The 16,650-nt window shown below is 41.7% G+C and carries 14 protein-coding genes and 1 riboswitch; of the genes, 4 read left to right on the top strand and 10 right to left on the bottom strand.

The features are described from left to right. Positions 1-17: 17 nt before the first annotated feature. The 4 genes from ACOQON_RS14690 to fabG form a co-directional block, all read right to left on the bottom strand. Positions 18-881: an outer membrane beta-barrel protein gene (locus ACOQON_RS14690; protein WP_420576174.1), complete on the bottom strand. Its 864-nt coding sequence runs from the start codon at positions 879-881 to the stop codon at positions 18-20. After that, positions 850-2,553 (bottom strand): DUF1501 domain-containing protein, encoded by a 1,704-nt coding sequence (locus tag ACOQON_RS14685; RefSeq protein WP_420576173.1) that lies wholly within the window; start codon positions 2,551-2,553, stop codon positions 850-852. Before ACOQON_RS14685 ends, ACOQON_RS14690 begins: the two co-directional genes overlap by 32 nt. 5 nt (positions 2,554-2,558) lie before the next feature. Beyond that, positions 2,559-4,334, bottom strand: coding sequence for a DUF1800 domain-containing protein (locus ACOQON_RS14680; RefSeq protein WP_420576172.1), 1,776 nt, complete (start codon positions 4,332-4,334; stop codon positions 2,559-2,561). A gap of 151 nt (positions 4,335-4,485) precedes the next feature. Continuing rightward, positions 4,486-5,232 (bottom strand): 3-oxoacyl-[acyl-carrier-protein] reductase, encoded by a 747-nt coding sequence (fabG, locus tag ACOQON_RS14675; RefSeq protein ID WP_420576171.1) that lies wholly within the window; start codon positions 5,230-5,232, stop codon positions 4,486-4,488. Positions 5,233-5,348: 116 nt separating this feature from the next. Between fabG and lpdA the strand changes: the two genes are divergently transcribed. After that, positions 5,349-6,743, top strand: a complete 1,395-nt coding sequence (gene lpdA, locus ACOQON_RS14670; RefSeq protein ID WP_420576170.1) for a dihydrolipoyl dehydrogenase — start codon at positions 5,349-5,351, stop codon at positions 6,741-6,743. A 90-nt stretch (positions 6,744-6,833) separates the two neighbouring features. Here the strand turns inward: lpdA and ACOQON_RS14665 are convergent, their stop codons facing one another. From ACOQON_RS14665 to ACOQON_RS14655, 3 genes are read right to left on the bottom strand one after another with little or no spacing between them, the layout of a single operon-like run. Then, entirely contained in the window at positions 6,834-7,811 is a 978-nt protein-coding gene (locus ACOQON_RS14665; RefSeq protein WP_420576169.1) for a homoserine dehydrogenase, read from the bottom strand. Next, complete coding sequence (locus ACOQON_RS14660; protein ID WP_420576168.1) at positions 7,808-8,779, bottom strand: homoserine O-acetyltransferase family protein; 972 nt, start codon at positions 8,777-8,779, stop codon at positions 7,808-7,810. Before ACOQON_RS14660 ends, ACOQON_RS14665 begins: the two co-directional genes overlap by 4 nt. Then, positions 8,757-10,082, bottom strand: a complete 1,326-nt coding sequence (locus ACOQON_RS14655) for an O-acetylhomoserine aminocarboxypropyltransferase/cysteine synthase family protein (protein WP_420576167.1) — start codon at positions 10,080-10,082, stop codon at positions 8,757-8,759. The genes ACOQON_RS14660 and ACOQON_RS14655 overlap by 23 nt, the downstream gene beginning before the upstream one ends. Positions 10,083-10,335: 253 nt before the next feature. Further along, positions 10,336-10,441, bottom strand: a riboswitch (SAM riboswitch). A gap of 302 nt (positions 10,442-10,743) precedes the next feature. Between ACOQON_RS14655 and ACOQON_RS14650 the strand changes: the two genes are divergently transcribed. Next, on the top strand, positions 10,744-11,205 hold the full coding sequence (locus tag ACOQON_RS14650; protein WP_420576166.1) for a MaoC family dehydratase: 462 nt from the start codon (positions 10,744-10,746) through the stop codon (positions 11,203-11,205). Positions 11,206-11,434: 229 nt separating this feature from the next. Here ACOQON_RS14650 and ACOQON_RS14645 read toward each other — a convergent pair whose 3' ends face one another. Continuing rightward, complete coding sequence (locus ACOQON_RS14645) at positions 11,435-12,088, bottom strand: hypothetical protein (protein ID WP_420576165.1); 654 nt, start codon at positions 12,086-12,088, stop codon at positions 11,435-11,437. A gap of 125 nt (positions 12,089-12,213) precedes the next feature. Further along, positions 12,214-13,086, bottom strand: coding sequence for a succinate--CoA ligase subunit alpha (gene sucD, locus ACOQON_RS14640; RefSeq protein ID WP_420576164.1), 873 nt, complete (start codon positions 13,084-13,086; stop codon positions 12,214-12,216). A gap of 356 nt (positions 13,087-13,442) precedes the next feature. Here sucD and ACOQON_RS14635 point away from each other — a divergent pair, with 356 nt between their 5' ends. After that, positions 13,443-14,762, top strand: a complete 1,320-nt coding sequence (locus ACOQON_RS14635) for an HTTM domain-containing protein (RefSeq protein ID WP_420576163.1) — start codon at positions 13,443-13,445, stop codon at positions 14,760-14,762. Beyond that, positions 14,755-15,771, top strand: a complete 1,017-nt coding sequence (locus ACOQON_RS14630) for a threonine aldolase family protein (protein WP_420576162.1) — start codon at positions 14,755-14,757, stop codon at positions 15,769-15,771. The genes ACOQON_RS14635 and ACOQON_RS14630 overlap by 8 nt, the downstream gene beginning before the upstream one ends. Here ACOQON_RS14630 and ACOQON_RS14625 read toward each other — a convergent pair. After that, entirely contained in the window at positions 15,752-16,636 is an 885-nt protein-coding gene (locus ACOQON_RS14625; protein ID WP_420576161.1) for a DMT family transporter, read from the bottom strand. The two genes, ACOQON_RS14630 and ACOQON_RS14625, sit on opposite strands and share 20 nt — an antisense overlap. Positions 16,637-16,650 lie beyond the last annotated feature (14 nt).

The raw sequence follows: 16,650 nt of genomic DNA, 5'->3' as shown, positions 1-16,650 counted from the left end.
GGCTGGGCATCCATGCCCTAATAGGCTTTGAATTGTTGGTCGATAAATCGGAATGGAAAAACAAAACTTAGCGAAATATTAACATCCCTCAGGTAAATCTCATCGTTCGTTTCCCCTAATGAAGCTAACTCGTTTTCTCGCGTGTTGGGCTGAGTAGCCGAAGTAAGTGAGTGTTTGTAATTCACTTCAAAAACCGTTCGAATGTTCCAGTAGTCAAGATTCACACCTAATCCTCCAGAAACCCCTGAAAAAGGTTTAAACGCATCTTTTATGCCTAATGAGGTCGACCCACCATCAGAGGTCAGAGGGTTACCGGATGAGTAATCAATCTGAGTGATATCCACCTCTTTTTGAGCAGATAGTATACGTGAATGGAAGCCGCCAACCATGACAAAAGGCCGGATCTTTCCCGATCGAATCACATCATATTTGATCATTAAAGGCAGTTCCAGTATATCCACTCGTTGCTCTACGTCGTATCGAGTCTCAAATCGATTCCCTGATGTTTCTCCTCTCCACTCAAGAGCACTATTGTATTTGAATCTGCTTCTTTTATAAGCAGGTTGAAATGATGCAGAGAACCCTTTGTGATAAAAGTTCATCTCCAGTCCAACATGTGCACCAGGTAAGGCAAAGTCATCATAACTTTTTTGAAGACTATCAGCATTGTAGTCAATCGGGCTAAAGCCGGTATTCCGAGTTTCAGGAAAGGCTTGTGTGTAGTTCATTCCTACTTTTATTCCTAACCAGAATTGAGTGTCCAGAAAGGACTCCAACGGGTTTTTATCGGGTTTCTTTTGAGCAGTGAGAGCGCTCGAGATAAGAACAAGCATCAGAAAGCTGATGACCTTATTTACGGATGATGAGCCTTTTTGTATCATCTAACATTTCAGATTTAGCTTTTATAAAATAGAAACCAGGGCTAAACGAATCTAACATAAATGAAAATGTGTGGTCACCCGGAGATAACCTTCTACTGCTTTGAGCTACAATATCTCCCCTGACATTGATTAGCTGCACACTTACATCCTGATAGTTGTTCACAAATATTTTTGCCTGCGCATAATTGGAAGCAGGATTCGGATATACTGATTCAATCCGGTAGTTTTTCTTTATATAGTCCTTTTCGCCAAGGATCACCTCTTTGATGAGATCCATTGGCTCATAATTTCCGCCTTGCGGATTTGGCCCTTCAATGAAATCCCGGAAAAAGATGTCGTTTGAAATAACCGATCGATCGACTCCCATCCATTCATGCAGAATGTTTGCATAGAGTTGCCGATAGTCAAATTGCATACCTACATTGCTTTGAGAAACATCCGGAACGGTTCCATAAATTCCGGGTTTTACACCCAAACCAAACATCATTACCGGACCTCCGGTACCATGATCACTTCCATAACTTCCATTCGAACCCACTCTTCTCCCAAACTCAGACATGGATATTGTTAGCACGCGATCTTCAATACCCCGTGATCGTAAATCTTTTTGGAATGCCTGCATGGCAGATGATATATGATAAAGAAGTGCCGAGTGCATACCCATGGTGGAATCGTAATCCTCAACCTGGGATGCGTGTGTATCAAAGCCACCCATTTTTACTAGGAACACTTTGGTCTTCACACCACCAGCCAAAAGTCGCGCAACTAGTTGTAATTGCCCGCTAAGAGGGTTTCTTCTGGCTCCTTGCGGAGCATTAAAGGGGTAGGTTTCAGGATAAGTAACTGATGTCTCAGCCGCTGAGTCATAAATTTCAGCGAGTCGCTTGATGTATGTTTCTGACTTGTCCTCCAGACCTAAAATCCAATTCATTTCCTGACCATAGGGGGAGTTATTTAAAAAAGACGGGGGATTTCCTCGTGGATCCACTCCCTCGTCCACATACCCTTCGAGTTGATCAATCAGGTTAGCAATGTTTCCGGGACTACTACCTAGAGAGATTGATGTAGGAATATTTCCTTCCTGATGGAAAAGGAGTGAAACGTCATTTCCCATTTCAAGTGCCAGTGGATCTGGCATATCATTCGTTGGAAAATCGTTAGGATAACTTAAAGGCTCATATTCTGTACCCAAATACCTACCGATCCAACCAGAGCTGAAGTAGTCATCCGCATCACCCCCCATGAACCAGATGTCACGTCCTCTAAAGTGGGATCCGTTGTTGTTTTCATAAGATACACCTTGAAAGACAGCTGCTTTTCCGGTATCATAAAGTCGTTTGAAGCCCTGCATGTCCGGATGTAAGCCTACCTGTTCTTCGCTGGCTACAGTGCTATCAAGTGGAATCAGTGTGCGATTTCCTACTTTATAAGGTATAGCAATATTGGCTCGACGACTATAGTATTCATCATAATTGGAGATCGGGATGATCGTATTCAGTCCATCATTTCCGCCATGCAATTGCAGAATGATCAAGACGCGATCATTTGTGCTTTGCTGAGCAATTCGTTGTATGTCTTCATGGCCAGCAAGGAGTTTTAGTGGAACACCTTGAAATGCGATGGGAGCACCTGCTGCAAAACCAATTTGTTTTAAAAAATTCCTTCTTTTCATAGCCGCTACATTAATTGGTACTCAGGTGATTGAAGCATGGAGTTGAACAAGTTGGAGAGCTGATTTCTTACCGTTTCCTGACCTATTCCATTAGTCCATCGATTCGTCCAGGCTGCTTCAGGATCTGGATCAATCTGTGGTGAGAATAGAAATGCAGACAAAAAATAATTTAACCGTTCAACGGTAAGTTCACCCACATCAGGAGTATCAAATGTTAGATTTTCTGCGGTCGGCAATAAATATTCAGAGATTGCAATAATCAAGTCTCTGGCGTCAGCGGCTACCGTTCCAAAATTGTCCTGAACGAACTGTAGAATGTCCACCTGTCCCATCTCAAGATCTGTTTCAGGTGTGATGGAAGCACGAATAAAATTATACCTGTTGGTCAGGTAATTTGTCGTGATCCAGCTTCTGTTGAAAATAGGAAACTGGTGATAGGCCGGATAACCTGCTACTTCGAAAGGCTCATAGTAATCCATTCCCTGTCGATCAATTTCACCAAGAAGGCTTCCGGCAAATTCGTAATAGTTCGCAAGGTCGGTTTCATAGTCAGGAAGCTGGATTTCAAAATTCCGCATAAACCCGAGTACCAAATCAACGGGCGACTTTATGATTGCACCGAAGTTGTTATCATCTTCACCAGCCTCAGCTTCATAGAAATGCTGACTTGTAAACAATGCTTGCAGTACCGGCTGAATTTTAAATTCGTTTGCTACGAATATGTCAGCCATTTCCTGAATGATATCATCCTGAAGTGTTTGATCAATTTGATGATAGACAAAGAAGCGATAAATTTCTCGACAGATCGCTCTTGGTGTTTCCTCCTGATCGTAAATCAGATCCACAAACTGACTGATTTCGTCGATTACACTTTCTTCGGTAGGACTTCCTGCCTGAAGCAAATCAGTATCAGGAGTGACCACTCCATTTCCCATCCTGGAGCTGAATGTCTTTGTTCCTTCTTCATGACTGGTGGCTATGGTTCCACCACGCACGACACCCCTGGGAAGTCCTGTTTCTTCATCAATGTTTGAAAAAGTATCGTCAACATTAAATCCTGAAAGCACTTTTGCTCCCGCTTGCACATCTTCCTCAGTGAAATAAAAATAGTCACCCTGAAACTCCGGTTCAGGCACATTCCCTTCAAGGCCTCTGCCTACTGAATAAAGCTCAAGTAGTTCACGCGCATAGTTTTCGTTTGGACTTCCTTTCACATTGTATCTTCCATCTAAGAAAACCAGCATGGCATTATCCACACCTAGTTTTTTCGTGAGTTGCTTAAAATTTCTTGGAACAATAATATCGGGATCCATCGGGTCATCAGCAGGGATAGCAATATCATCTTCATCAAAAGCAAAAAGTCTGAAAAGTGCTTGCTGATAATATAGAGCCCTGGAATTTCCAACAACCGATTTTTTTGTGGTAAAGTGTGTATGAAAAAAGTAAACGAGCCGCTCCCGGAATATGTAGGAGAGTTTGTCGGCCTCATCAACACCATTTCCGAGCATCTGACCAATATGCCAGGCCAAAAAATATCTTTCCAGTTCAAAACCTTCGCTTTGAGGAGCAAAAGCTCCTGTAATCCATTCATTACCGGATAATGGATCAATCGGTAAAACCGGATCCGGGAGTGCATTATTAAAAAGCTGATCAACTGCTTGTGCCGGAGTAAGTGCGGCGAAGGAGTCAATCTCAGCAATAGACCCTGCCAGACAAGTCCGACGAAGAAGGTGAGCAGCTCTTTTTCTGCCCAATGTACTGGTGACTTCTACAAGTGGCATTTAGAGCTGTTTGAAAATGTAACAGGAAATTTAACGCATTTATTATAAAATAAATGATAAAAAATCTCTGAATAGTTTAATTGATTGTTATGACAATAAAAAACCCACCATTTTTGGTGGGTTCATCATTTAAATATTAAATTCTTTTTTATCAAGTCAGCATTCCGCCATCTACCTGGATCGTTTGTCCGGTGATATAGGAAGACATATCTGATCCGAGGAAAATGCAAGCATTCGCCACATCTTCCGGAGCACCACCTCTTTTCAATGGGATCGCATCTCTCCAGCTTTGTACGGTCTTTTCATCCAATGCATCAGTCATTTCTGTTTCTATAAAGCCAGGGGCGATAGCATTACATCTAATCCCTCTTGATCCCAGCTCCAGTGCCACCGATTTAGTAAAGCCGATGATTCCGGCTTTCGACGCAGCATAATTAGCTTGTCCGGCATTTCCTTTTACTCCTACTACAGACGACATATTGATAATGGAGCCACTTCGCTGTTTCATCATCGTTCTGCATACAGCTTTCACAGTATTGAAGCAGGACTTCAAATTGATATTTTGAATGGTATCCCAATCTTCTTCACTCATACGCATTAGAAGGTTGTCTTTAGTGATGCCAGCATTATTTATTAGTATGTCCAGCGATCCAAAATCCTCTACCACACTATTAATCAAATCCTGAGCTGCCTGGTAATCAGATGCGTCTGACCGATATCCCTTTGCCTTGATTCCTCGTGCAGCCAGCTCTTTTTCAAGCGCCTCTCCCTTTTCAACGCTAGACAAATAAGTGAACGCAACATTTGCGCCTTGCTCAGCATATTGCTCAGCTATGGCCTTACCAATTCCTTTGGATGCCCCGGTGATGAGTGCTGTTTTTCCTTCTAGTAGTTTCATGTGTTGAGTGATTCAAAATTTATGGTCAAAGATAATGATTGACAGAAGACTGCTCAGTCCTTAATTTCCACAACTTTTCGAGTTAAATTTGCGCCTCAATTTAAAATCTATAAAGCATGGCATCTAAATATGATCTAATTGTAATCGGAAGTGGACCTGGTGGATATGTTGCAGCTATCAGAGCATCTCAACTTGGAATGAAAGTTGGGGTAGTGGAAAAGGCTGAGCTTGGAGGTGTGTGTTTGAATTGGGGATGTATCCCAACCAAAGCGCTTTTGAAAAGTGCACAGGTTTTTGAATATATCAATCATGCGGATGATTACGGGATCAAAGTAAAAGATGCAAAAGCTGATTTTTCCGGAATGGTGAAAAGAAGCCGGGAGGTAGCCGGAGGAATGAGTAAAGGAATTCAATTCCTTTTCAAGAAAAATAAGATTGATCACATTGCCGGACATGGTACCCTGAAGAAAGGTAAGAAAGTAGAGGTGAAGGATGATAAGGGCAAAGTGACGACTTATGATGCGAGTCATATCATTCTTGCTACCGGTGGACGTTCAAGAGAATTGCCGTCTATGCCAATCGATGGTAAGAAAATCATCGGTTATCGAGAAGCAATGGTTCTAGATAAGCAGCCAAAGAAGATGGTGGTTGTAGGCTCTGGAGCGATCGGGGTTGAGTTTGCTTATTTCTATAGTGCGCTGGGTACTGAAGTGACGATCGTTGAATTTATGGATCGTGTGGTTCCTGTTGAAGATGAGGAAGTGAGCAAGCAGCTCGAAAGAACCTTTAAAAAAGCGGGAATGAAAATCATGACCAGCTCTGAAGTGACAAAAGTAGATACCAGAGGATCAGGCTGCAAAGTGACTGTGAAGACCAAGAAGGGTGAGGAGCAGATCGATTGTGATGTGGTACTTTCGGCAGTAGGGGTTGCCACAAATTTGGAGAACCTTGGTCTGGAGGATGTAGGTGTTAAGACCGAAAAAGGAAAAGTAATTGTAGATGATTACTATAAGACCAATGTTGATGGAGTCTATGCCATAGGAGACATTGTAAAAGGTCAGGCACTTGCACATGTAGCATCGGCTGAGGGAATCATTTGTGTGGAGAAAATCAAGGGCATGAATGTGGAGCCTTTGGACTACAACAACATTCCGGGATGTACATACTGCTCTCCCGAGATTGCATCCGTAGGATATACAGAGAAAGCTGCCAAAGAAGCCGGATATGAAATTAAAGTAGGTAAGTTTCCGTTCTCAGCATCAGGGAAGGCGAAAGCAGCGGGTGCATCTGACGGTTTCGTAAAAGTGATCTTTGATGCAAAATACGGTGAATGGCTGGGCGCACACATGATTGGTGCGAATGTGACTGAAATGATTGCAGAGGCGGTTGCTGCCAGAAAACTAGAGACCACAGGTCATGAAATCATCAAAACTGTTCACCCACACCCAACAATGAGTGAAGCGGTGATGGAGGCTGCTGCTGCTGCTTATGATGAGGTGATTCACCTTTAATAAATTGGAAATAAAGTCGTCCCCTCACTTCAGGTGGTAGGAAGACTATTTGAAATGACAAGCCCCTGACAGAATCGTCAGGGGCTTTTTTTAGGACACAGTCTTAACCCTTTTACTAACCTGATAACTGTAGCCATCAAGGAGGCGTTTCAAATCTTCCAGTACTGCTGAGCCTGTTGGGAGTGCTCCAGCACCTTTACCCACAAACACATGCCGTCCGCTGATAAGAGTTTCTACGCTTATTGCATTATTCTCAAAATCTACGGAATAGAGCTCATCATTGGGGCCAATAGTTTCGGGTTTTACCGTGCAGATGATCTCCTGATCAGATTTTTTAAGTGTGGCAACAAGCTTGATTTTTCTACCCTTCGATTTTGCTTTTTTTATGTCCTCTTTGGTGACACTTTCGATGCTTTCAATCTCAAAGCTTTTCATCGATGGTACTTCACCAAAAGCATGGTAAGCCAGAATGGAAAGTTTGTATGAGGCATCAATACCACTCACATCCAATATAGGATTTCGCTCGGCAAAACCTTTTGATTGCGCTTCCTTCAAAGCTTTATCAAAATCCCATTGGTTGAGTTGCATCTGTGTCAGGATATAATTGGATGACCCATTCAAAATCCCTCTGATTTCAGTAATCTCCTGATCACGAAAGAAGCCGTCAACCGAATGGACAATGGGTATGCCACCTCCAACAGCTGCTTCATATAAAAAATGATGATTGAAGGAATAGTGCCAATGGGAAACCTCTTTTAGAGACTCACCAATCATTTTCTTGTTCGCACTAATCACATGTTTACCGGCCAGGAGTGCCTTCTCCACAAATATTTTAGCAGCCTCCGCATCATCTATTAATTCCACGATGATATCCAGTTCAGGATCAGAGAGCAATTCCTCCGGATCATTTGTAAAATATAGCTCATGTCCAATGCGAGGTAAGTCCAGCCTCTTCACACACACTTTTGAGATGATGGCAGGGAGGTGGGGGTGTTTTTTCAGGTTTTCGTAGAATCCTTTACCAACGGTTCCAAACCCAAATAAGCCTATTTTCCTGGGTGTTTTCATGTTAGCTCTTTTTTTAGAATTTGATTGATCTGCTTGGTTTCCAATAAAAATCCATCGTGTCCGTAGAGGCTTTCAATGGCGTAAAAAACTCCATCGGGAGTTCGCTCTGCAATAAGCTTTTGTTCAGCAGTCGGGAATAAAATGTCTGAGGTGATACCAATGGAAATGACTTTCGATTTGATTCGTTTGAGCGCATTATCTACACCCTTGTAGTGTCTTCCTACATCATGGCTGTCCATGGTCTTACTCAGGTAATAATAGCTAATGGGTGAAAACCGCTTTCTTAGTTTTTCCCCCTGGTAGTTTTGATAAGAGGAAGCTGAATAATGATCAATTCGATGATCAGTGTCTGTTTGTGTCTGCTCAAAGGTTTGGTAGTTCCGATAGGAGAGCATCGCAATAGCACGTGCAGCTTCAAGCCCCTGATTTTTATCAACGTTTTTTAATGCCATACGCTGGGCTTCATTGAATGCGATACCCCATGCCGAATGTTTTGCATTAGTTGCCAATGGAACGATTACCTCGAATAAACCCGGCTCTTGCACCGCCCATTCCAGCAATTGCTGACCGCCAAGGGATCCGCCTATTCCAAGTTTGATTTTATCAAATCCCAAATACTTTTTTAAGCATTTGTGACCTTCCACTATATCTCGAACAGTGATCAATGGAAAATCATAGTCTTTTGGTTCGGTGCCCCCATAGCAAGACCCAATGGTGTTGGCACAAATAATAAAATCTTTTGTGGGGCTGATCGGACTATCTGCTGTAAAGAGATTTTCCCACCACTCCGATGGATCGCTGTTAGCGGTCAAGGCGTGAAAGACCCAAACCACATTTGATTTATCTGAATTGAGCTTACCCCAGGTGGTGTATTGGATCCTCAGATCCCGGAGCGTGACGCCACACTCCAGGACCAAAGGTTCCTCAACCTTATAACCAAAAGACTTAGATGCTTGCAGTGTTTGCATATACTTTTTCACATGCTTGTTCAAAATCGGACTTGATATCATCAATGTGCTCAATTCCAACGGATACCCTCAAAAGATTTGGTAAAACACCCGCATCTTTTTGTTCTTCATCTGACAATTGTTGGTGAGTGGTGGCTGAAGGCTGAATGATCAGCGTCTTCGCATCACCCACATTGGCCAGATGACTGACTAATTTCAGGTTGTCTACGAACTTTGTGGTTTCCTCTTTTTCTCCTTTTAGGTGAAAAGAAAGAACCCCGCCAAATCCATTTTTTAAATACTTTTTCGCTAGCTCATGGTAAGGACTGGATGCCAGCCCGGGATAATTCACTTTCTCAACCAATGGATGTTGTTCAAGCCAATTGGCTAGTTCCAGTGCATTGTCCACCGTACGCTGCACGCGGAGCGAGAGTGTTTCCAGACCTTGAAGTAGCAAGAATGAATTGAATGGGCTGAGGGCAGGACCAAAATCCCTGAGTCCTTCCACACGCGCACGGATAGCGAATGCAATATTCGGCAAACCAAGCGGATTCCCTTCCCCAAAGACTTCCCAAAATTTTAAGCCATGGTAACCTTCAGATGGCTCTGTAAACTGAGGATACTTACCATTACCCCAGTTGTAGTTTCCACCATCTATGATCACCCCACCAATGGAAGTTCCATGCCCACCAATCCACTTGGTGGCGGAGGCTGTCACTACTGAGGCCCCATGCTCTAGCGGGCGGAAGAGGTAACCTGCCGCTCCAAAGGTATTATCCACAATGAGTGGAATATCATGATCTTTTGCTACCTCAGCAATTGCTTCAAAATCAGGAATATTAAAGCCCGGATTACCTATAGTTTCCAGGTAGATCGCTTTGGTATCTTGGTCGATTAACCGTTCGAAATCAGATGCTTTGTCTGTTTTGGCAAAACGTGTTTCGATTCCCAGTCTCTTAAACGCAACTTTGAATTGATTGTAAGTTCCGCCATAAAGGAAGGACGTAGAAATGAAGTTATCTCCAGCTTCAAGAATATTGTTCAGGGCGATAAACTGGGCCGCTTGACCTGAGCCAACTGCGAGAGCTGCAACTCCTCCTTCCAATGCTGCAATTCGCTTTTCGAATACATCGTTGGTAGGGTTCATGATGCGCGTATAAATGTTTCCGAATTCTTTTAATGCGAATAGGTTCGCCCCATGTTCAGAGTCCTTGAACGTGTATGAAGTGGTCTGATAGATCGGAACGGCCCTGGATCGTGTGGTTTCATCAACTTCCTGACCGGCGTGTAATTGTAATGTTTCGTATTTTAATGCTTGTGACATGTGTGTAATTCTTTTTTTGAAAATATGATGAAGTGGATTTATCATAAATAACTGACAAGTTGATTTATGAAGGGATTTTTCCGGCTGAAGACACACTTCAGACCTAAGATGATCGCAAACCCGAATGGATCAAATGGTAATTACCTGTTGCTGCAACAGCAACACATGCACATGAGATGGAATATCGATGAAGAAACGCAATTTCCCTGTCTGACTTGCTTGTCAGCTACCTTGGGAACGATGTGATTTTGTGTGTTCATAGCAATCAATTTATCGTTCAGGAATTAGCACCGTTTCCTAATTTTTGGAGGGTTGCTAGCGCGTCATAGAGCCTGTCTCTCGGCGCTTCTTTATAAATCGATACCTTATCGATTTGATGATGCAAACGTAGATCAGGAATTTTGGTTTATCCAAATTTTTTGAAAATAAATAATCAATTCCTCTTTGTGTGAAGGATAAAAAAGGTACTTGAGATAATAGGAGAATTAATTTTCTATTTGATGTAAGTATTTGATTTTCAATGAATATGATTGATAACTACAGGTAGTTGGAGGGTGTTTCTTTCAGAAGAAAGTATTTTTAGAATTTATGTATGAATTTTTCTTAACAGACTGACATACCTTTGGATTTTGAAAGAAGAAAATTGACCTAACGCAAAATCATGAGTAAACTAATCATCAATAATCACGAGGAGTTTGAACAGTATCTGGGAAAAGTGATGGGCGAATCGGAGTTTCACAAGATCACGCAAGAGCAGATCAACAAGTTTGCTGATGCTACATTAGATCATCAATGGATTCATACGGATCCCGAGCGAGCAAAGGATGGGCCATTTGGAACGACCATCGCTCATGGCTATTTGACTCTCTCACTCATGCCTTACTTGTGGGAACAGATTGCGCAGTTCAACAATGTTAAGATGTTAGTGAATTACGGAATCGATAAGCTCAAGTTTGGTCAGGCAGTGAAGGTGAACGATGAGATTAAACTGACAGCTACACTAAAATCCTTGGCCAACCTAAGAGGAATTTCTAAGGCGGAAGTTGATGCTTTGTTGGAGATCAAAGGGGAAAAGAAGCCCGCGTTCACAGCGACCATGATATTTTTGTATCACTTTGAGTAAGGCATAAAAAAAGCCCTGTTAAGGGGCTTCTTTAGTTTATGAGGAGAATTAGGTTATTCGGGTAGCTTGAAGCTGATTGGTTGTACCATTTTTTGCCTAACCAAATTTCCACGTTACTAAATATTTAGTTTAAAGTGGCAAACTTTTATCAACTAAATTTTTAGTTATATAAAGTAAGGCATAAAATACCTATCTCAAAGTATAGGTATTTTTTATATAAATCTATGAATTACAGCCCGTTATGAATAAAACCTTTAACGGATGAAATATGCAACTGAATGGAGTCAGGAATATCTACTTCAGAGCTATCATTTATAATGTCTGGAAATAATACTGCTGAAAAATCACCTTCAAAAATGGTAACTTCATCCATGCCATTACTTCCTTTGAATACAGCTTCTTGTGCTAAATAAATGTCGTGCAAATCAAATACTGATTGTTTTCCGACATTATAATAGTAATTTTTATCAGGTCCTTCAAAAAATGCTGAGGCTCCAAAAAATTCTTCTGAGAAATTAGAAAAATCGGAATTTGGTATTACGATATACTGGTCTTTATAAAAAATTTGCGGAAGCTCTTTATGGGATATGTCCATATCATTTATTCCATCAATATCAACAACTCCAACGTAGATATCTATTCCCTGACTAAAGGAAGAGATAAATCCTGATAGCCCAACATCTTTAAAGCTCCCAAATGTTTGTGCTTGGGTTTCATCTAATTGGATGGTATCTATAGGTATACCTGAATCATAGAAGATCATTTCACCTCTTAAGTGATAGGAATTCAAATATTCCCCAAAATTTAGCTCTCTCGTTGAATCACTATCGCACGAAAGTGTAATTATGAGTATTGGGAGTATAGTGGCTACCAATTTTTTCATTCCCTTCTATGTTGAGAGGTTTCGTTGTGTAAAATAATACCATCAAATTTGTCTATGTTTTTTATTTAAAACAAAAAAAACCTATCAATTATTGATAGGTCTATTATTATTTGATGAAAATTCCCTTAGCTCAATGCCTTTTTCATCACCGCTCCAATATCAGCTGGAGAGTCAACTACATGTAAGCCACACTCACCCATGATGCGCATTTTGGCTTCTGCCGTATCATCTTTTCCGCCAATGATGGCGCCAGCGTGACCCATTCTTCTTCCCGGAGGCGCTGTTTGTCCGGCGATGAATCCTACAACCGGTTTTTTATTTCCATCTTCCTTGATCCATTTAGCTGCATCTGCTTCATACTGTCCACCGATCTCACCAATCATCACGATTCCTTCTGTCTCAGGATCTTCCATCAGCATTTGAACGGCCTCTTTGGTTGAGGTTCCAATGATTGGATCCCCACCGATACCGATAGCTGTAGAAATACCCATCCCTGCTTTCACTACCTGATCTGCTGCTTCGTAGGTTAGTGTTCCTGATTTTGATACGATCCCAACTTTTCCTTTCTTGAAGACAAAGCCTGGCATAATGCCGACTTTAGCTTCCTCAGGTGTGATTACTCCCGGACAGTTTGGTCCAACAAGGACTGAACCTCTTGCTTTTGCATAAGGTTTTGCATGCATCATGTCTTTGACCGGAATCCCTTCAGTAATCGTTACGATTACCTTGATGCCTGCATCAGCTGCCTCCATAATTGCATCAGCTGCGAAAGCTGGTGGCACAAAGATGATGGTTACATCAGCACCGGTTTTATCCACTGCTTCTTTTACCGTATTGAATACAGGTTTGTCAAGGTGAGTCTGTCCACCTTTACCCGGTGTAACACCACCCACCACGTTGGAGCCGTATTCGATCATCTGACCGGCGTGAAAAGTACCTTCAGAGCCTGTGAAACCCTGTACAATAATTTTGGAATCTTTATTTACAAGAACACTCATTTCTTTTAGATTTTCCGCAAAAATATACGATTAAATCTGTCTGCCAATTACTTAAGCCATTTGCCGTTCATAAAACTTGATAAATGGTCTTTCTTACAAGTAGAGTAAAAATATTCTTCTGATTTTATTGTGCATTGGCACACTTTTCGCTCCCTTTTTTATTCGATCAAACTATTTAGGTGATTAAACTTTCGATGAATGGAGAAATCCAATAGTTAAAGAGCGTTAAAACGCTAAACCTCAAATAGGTACGATCGTAAAAGACAGTAAGTAATTAATCCTCTTCATATTTACTTAGGTTTAGAATTAAGGAGCTTTCGGGCTCCTTTTCTATTTTCACAGTCTAAACACTAAGTATGCGATCCTCTGTCCGCACTTTTTTAGGAACTGAAGTAGACAACAGTCCGCTGGTACTGTTTCGAATGGTGTTTGGATTTTTAGCAGCTGCCGAGAGCTATGGTGCAATTATGACCGGCTGGGTAAATAAAGCTTTTATCGCTCCTGATTTCACCTTTACCATGATTGGATTTGAGTGGCTCCAGCCACTTCAAGGCGATGGGATGATTTATTACTTCATTGTAATGGGTACAGCTGCTTTGTGTATTATGCTGGGACTTTTCTATCGTGCATCCACCTTCACCTTCTTTAGCATGTGGACGGTGGTGTACCTCATGCAAAAAACGCATTATAACAATCACTACTATTTGCTGATCCTATTGAGTGCAGCGATGTTTTTATTGCCTGCGCATAAAAATTACTCTCTCGATGCAAAATGGGGGTTAACCACAAAACAAGTGACTTGTGCTCGTGTATGTCACTGGTTTTTTATCATTCAGATTTTGATCGTATACATCTATGCAAGCATCCATAAAATGCACTGGGACTGGCTGGAAGCCCGACCAATCGGTATATGGTTTCAATACAAAGCGGATTATTGGTTAATTGGATCTTTGCTTCAGGAAAAGTGGTTTCAGTTAATAATAGCCTGGGGAGGTGTAATCTATGATGGATCAATTGTTTTTTTACTTCTTCATCCCAAAACAAGAAAGTTGGGTTTTATTCTATCCATCATTTTCAACCTTTTCAACTCATTTATTTTCCAAATTGGCATTTTCCCGTACCTGATGATCGGGTTGACGGTTTTCTTCTTTCCGCCGGAAACAATCCGAAATATTTTTTTTAGAGGAAAGCAGAGTGTGTATCCAATCAGAAAGCAACTCTCCCTGGGTTGGACTTATGTTTTAGCGATCTATTTCTCAATAATGATTTTGTTGCCTCTGCGCCATCACTTTATTGAGGGAGATGTAGCGTGGACAGAAGAGGGCCATCGGCTTTCATGGCGTATGATGCTGCGTGCTAAATCCGGATTTGTAAATGTATATGTCGAGGATAAGGAAACAGGTGAGCGGGAAAGAGTAAACTTACGAGACTATGTTTCACGGGATCAAAGAGCCTCATTGGCAGAACAGCCAGATATGATCTGGCAACTAGCTCAACGCCTGAAAAATGAACATGAGGAATCAGGAAAAGATGTGGAGGTCTTTGTGAGAAGTGAACTATCGTTAAATGGACATCCGAGAAAACCGCTTGTTGACGAAGAAGTTGACCTTGCCAGTGTACCGTGGGACACCTTTAAACATTCCGATTGGATTTTAACTTATGAAACCTATGATTGATTTAAGAAGCGATACAATCACCAAGCCTACAAAAGAAATGCTGGAGGCGATGATGTCTGCTAAGGTTGGGGATGATGTATTTGGAGATGATCCGACTGTGAATACTCTTCAAGAAAAGATTGCTGATTTATTTGGAATGGAAGATGCCATTTATTGTCCATCAGGAACTATGACGAATCAGATTGCGATGCGTATTCATACCAGACCTCAAGATGAAGTGATCTGCCATAGACATTCGCATGTGTATTTATATGAAGGTGGAGGAATGATGTATAACTCTATGCTTTCACCAAAGCTGCTTGATGGAGATCGCGGAAGGATCACTGCTGAGCAAGTAGTAGAGAGTATCAACCCAGATGATATCCATTTTCCACATTCAAAGCTAGTGGTACTGGAAAACACCATGAATAAAGGAGGTGGCTCTGTTTATGATCTTGAGGAGATAAAAAAAATAAGAAGAGTGTGTGATGAAAATGATCTAAAACTGCATCTGGATGGTGCCAGGTTTTTTAATGCTATCATTAAGACAGGCGAAAATGCATCCGATTATGGTTCCCTTTTCGATACCATCTCCATTTGTTTTTCTAAGGGCCTGGGTGCTCCAGTGGGTTCTGTTTTGTTAGGCACAAAGGCTCAGATTAAAGAAGCCAGAAGAGTAAGGAAAGTTTTTGGTGGGGGTATGCGTCAGGCCGGCTACTTAGCTGCTGCCTGTATTCATGCACTTGATCATCATGTTGATCGGCTGGTGGAGGATCACAAACGAGCAGAGAAAATCGGACAAGTTTTGCAACGATGTGCGTTCATTGAAGAAGTGATGCCTGTGGATACCAATATTGTCATTGGTAAACTGACTGAGGGTAAATCAGAGAAGTGGTTGCTTGAGGAACTGGAAAAACAGGGGATTTTGGCAGTGGCTTTTGGAAAAGGTCTGGTTCGCTTCGTTACGCATCTTGATTTTGATGATGCCGATTTAGATCAGTTTGAAGCGGCTATTTCGAAGATTTCTTAGTCACCAACCACACTCCGATAAATACAAAAAGAGCAGCAATCAGGTGTTTGATCAAGAAAATCTCTCCAAAAAATAAGATAGCAGTGAGTGAGGCAAAAACTGGCTGGAGGTAAATAAAAGCTCCTACCACTGAAGAATTCACTTTTACAAGAGTCCACGCATTTAGAAAATACACAACTACCGTCACCACCACGATGGTATACGTCATGCTCATCCAGACTTTTGGAGGAAAAGACTGGAAATCAGCTACGCTGGCCTGACCAAAACCTACGGGTAGAACGAAAAGAATAGCAATCGTAAAAACCCAGGTTACCACAGTCATCGGTTTGTATTTTTTCATCAATGGTTTTACGAGTACCAGGTAGCAGGCATAACTCGCGCCATTAATGAATACCAGAATATCACCTCTCCAGTCGCCTGAGGTTAGCAATTCGTCTGGTTGATAGAGGATGATCACAGCTCCCACCAAACCTAAAAAAACACCAATGATTTTTGTGCGTGTTATTTTTTCACCGATAAGTAATGCAGCCCAGATCAGCACAAGAACAGGCGTTAAGGTCATGATAATCGAACCATTGACCGCAGAGGTCAGGCTAAGTCCTTTATAAAAAAGCAATTGATTGACAGCCACACCTGTGAGTGCACATAATGCCAGCATCCACCCATCTTCTCTCCAGTTTATCTTTTCCCGGTTGAATGAATGGATCATCCAGAAGATGATCGATGCAATAATGACACGAAATACAATGAACCCGTATGGTCCAACATATTCTGGAACCACAATTTTCAACACACTGTAATTGACGCCATAGAAAAGGCTCACCAGAGTGAGAGCTACGTACGTTTTGATAGCTTCTAAATTCACCCCGCAAATGTATA

Source organism: Ekhidna sp. (genome assembly GCF_965221965.1).
Classification (GTDB): Bacteria; Bacteroidota; Bacteroidia; order Cytophagales; family Cyclobacteriaceae; genus Ekhidna.
The sequence above is the reverse complement of the archived record's forward strand: the minus strand, read 5'-3'. Positions and strand labels throughout refer to the sequence as shown.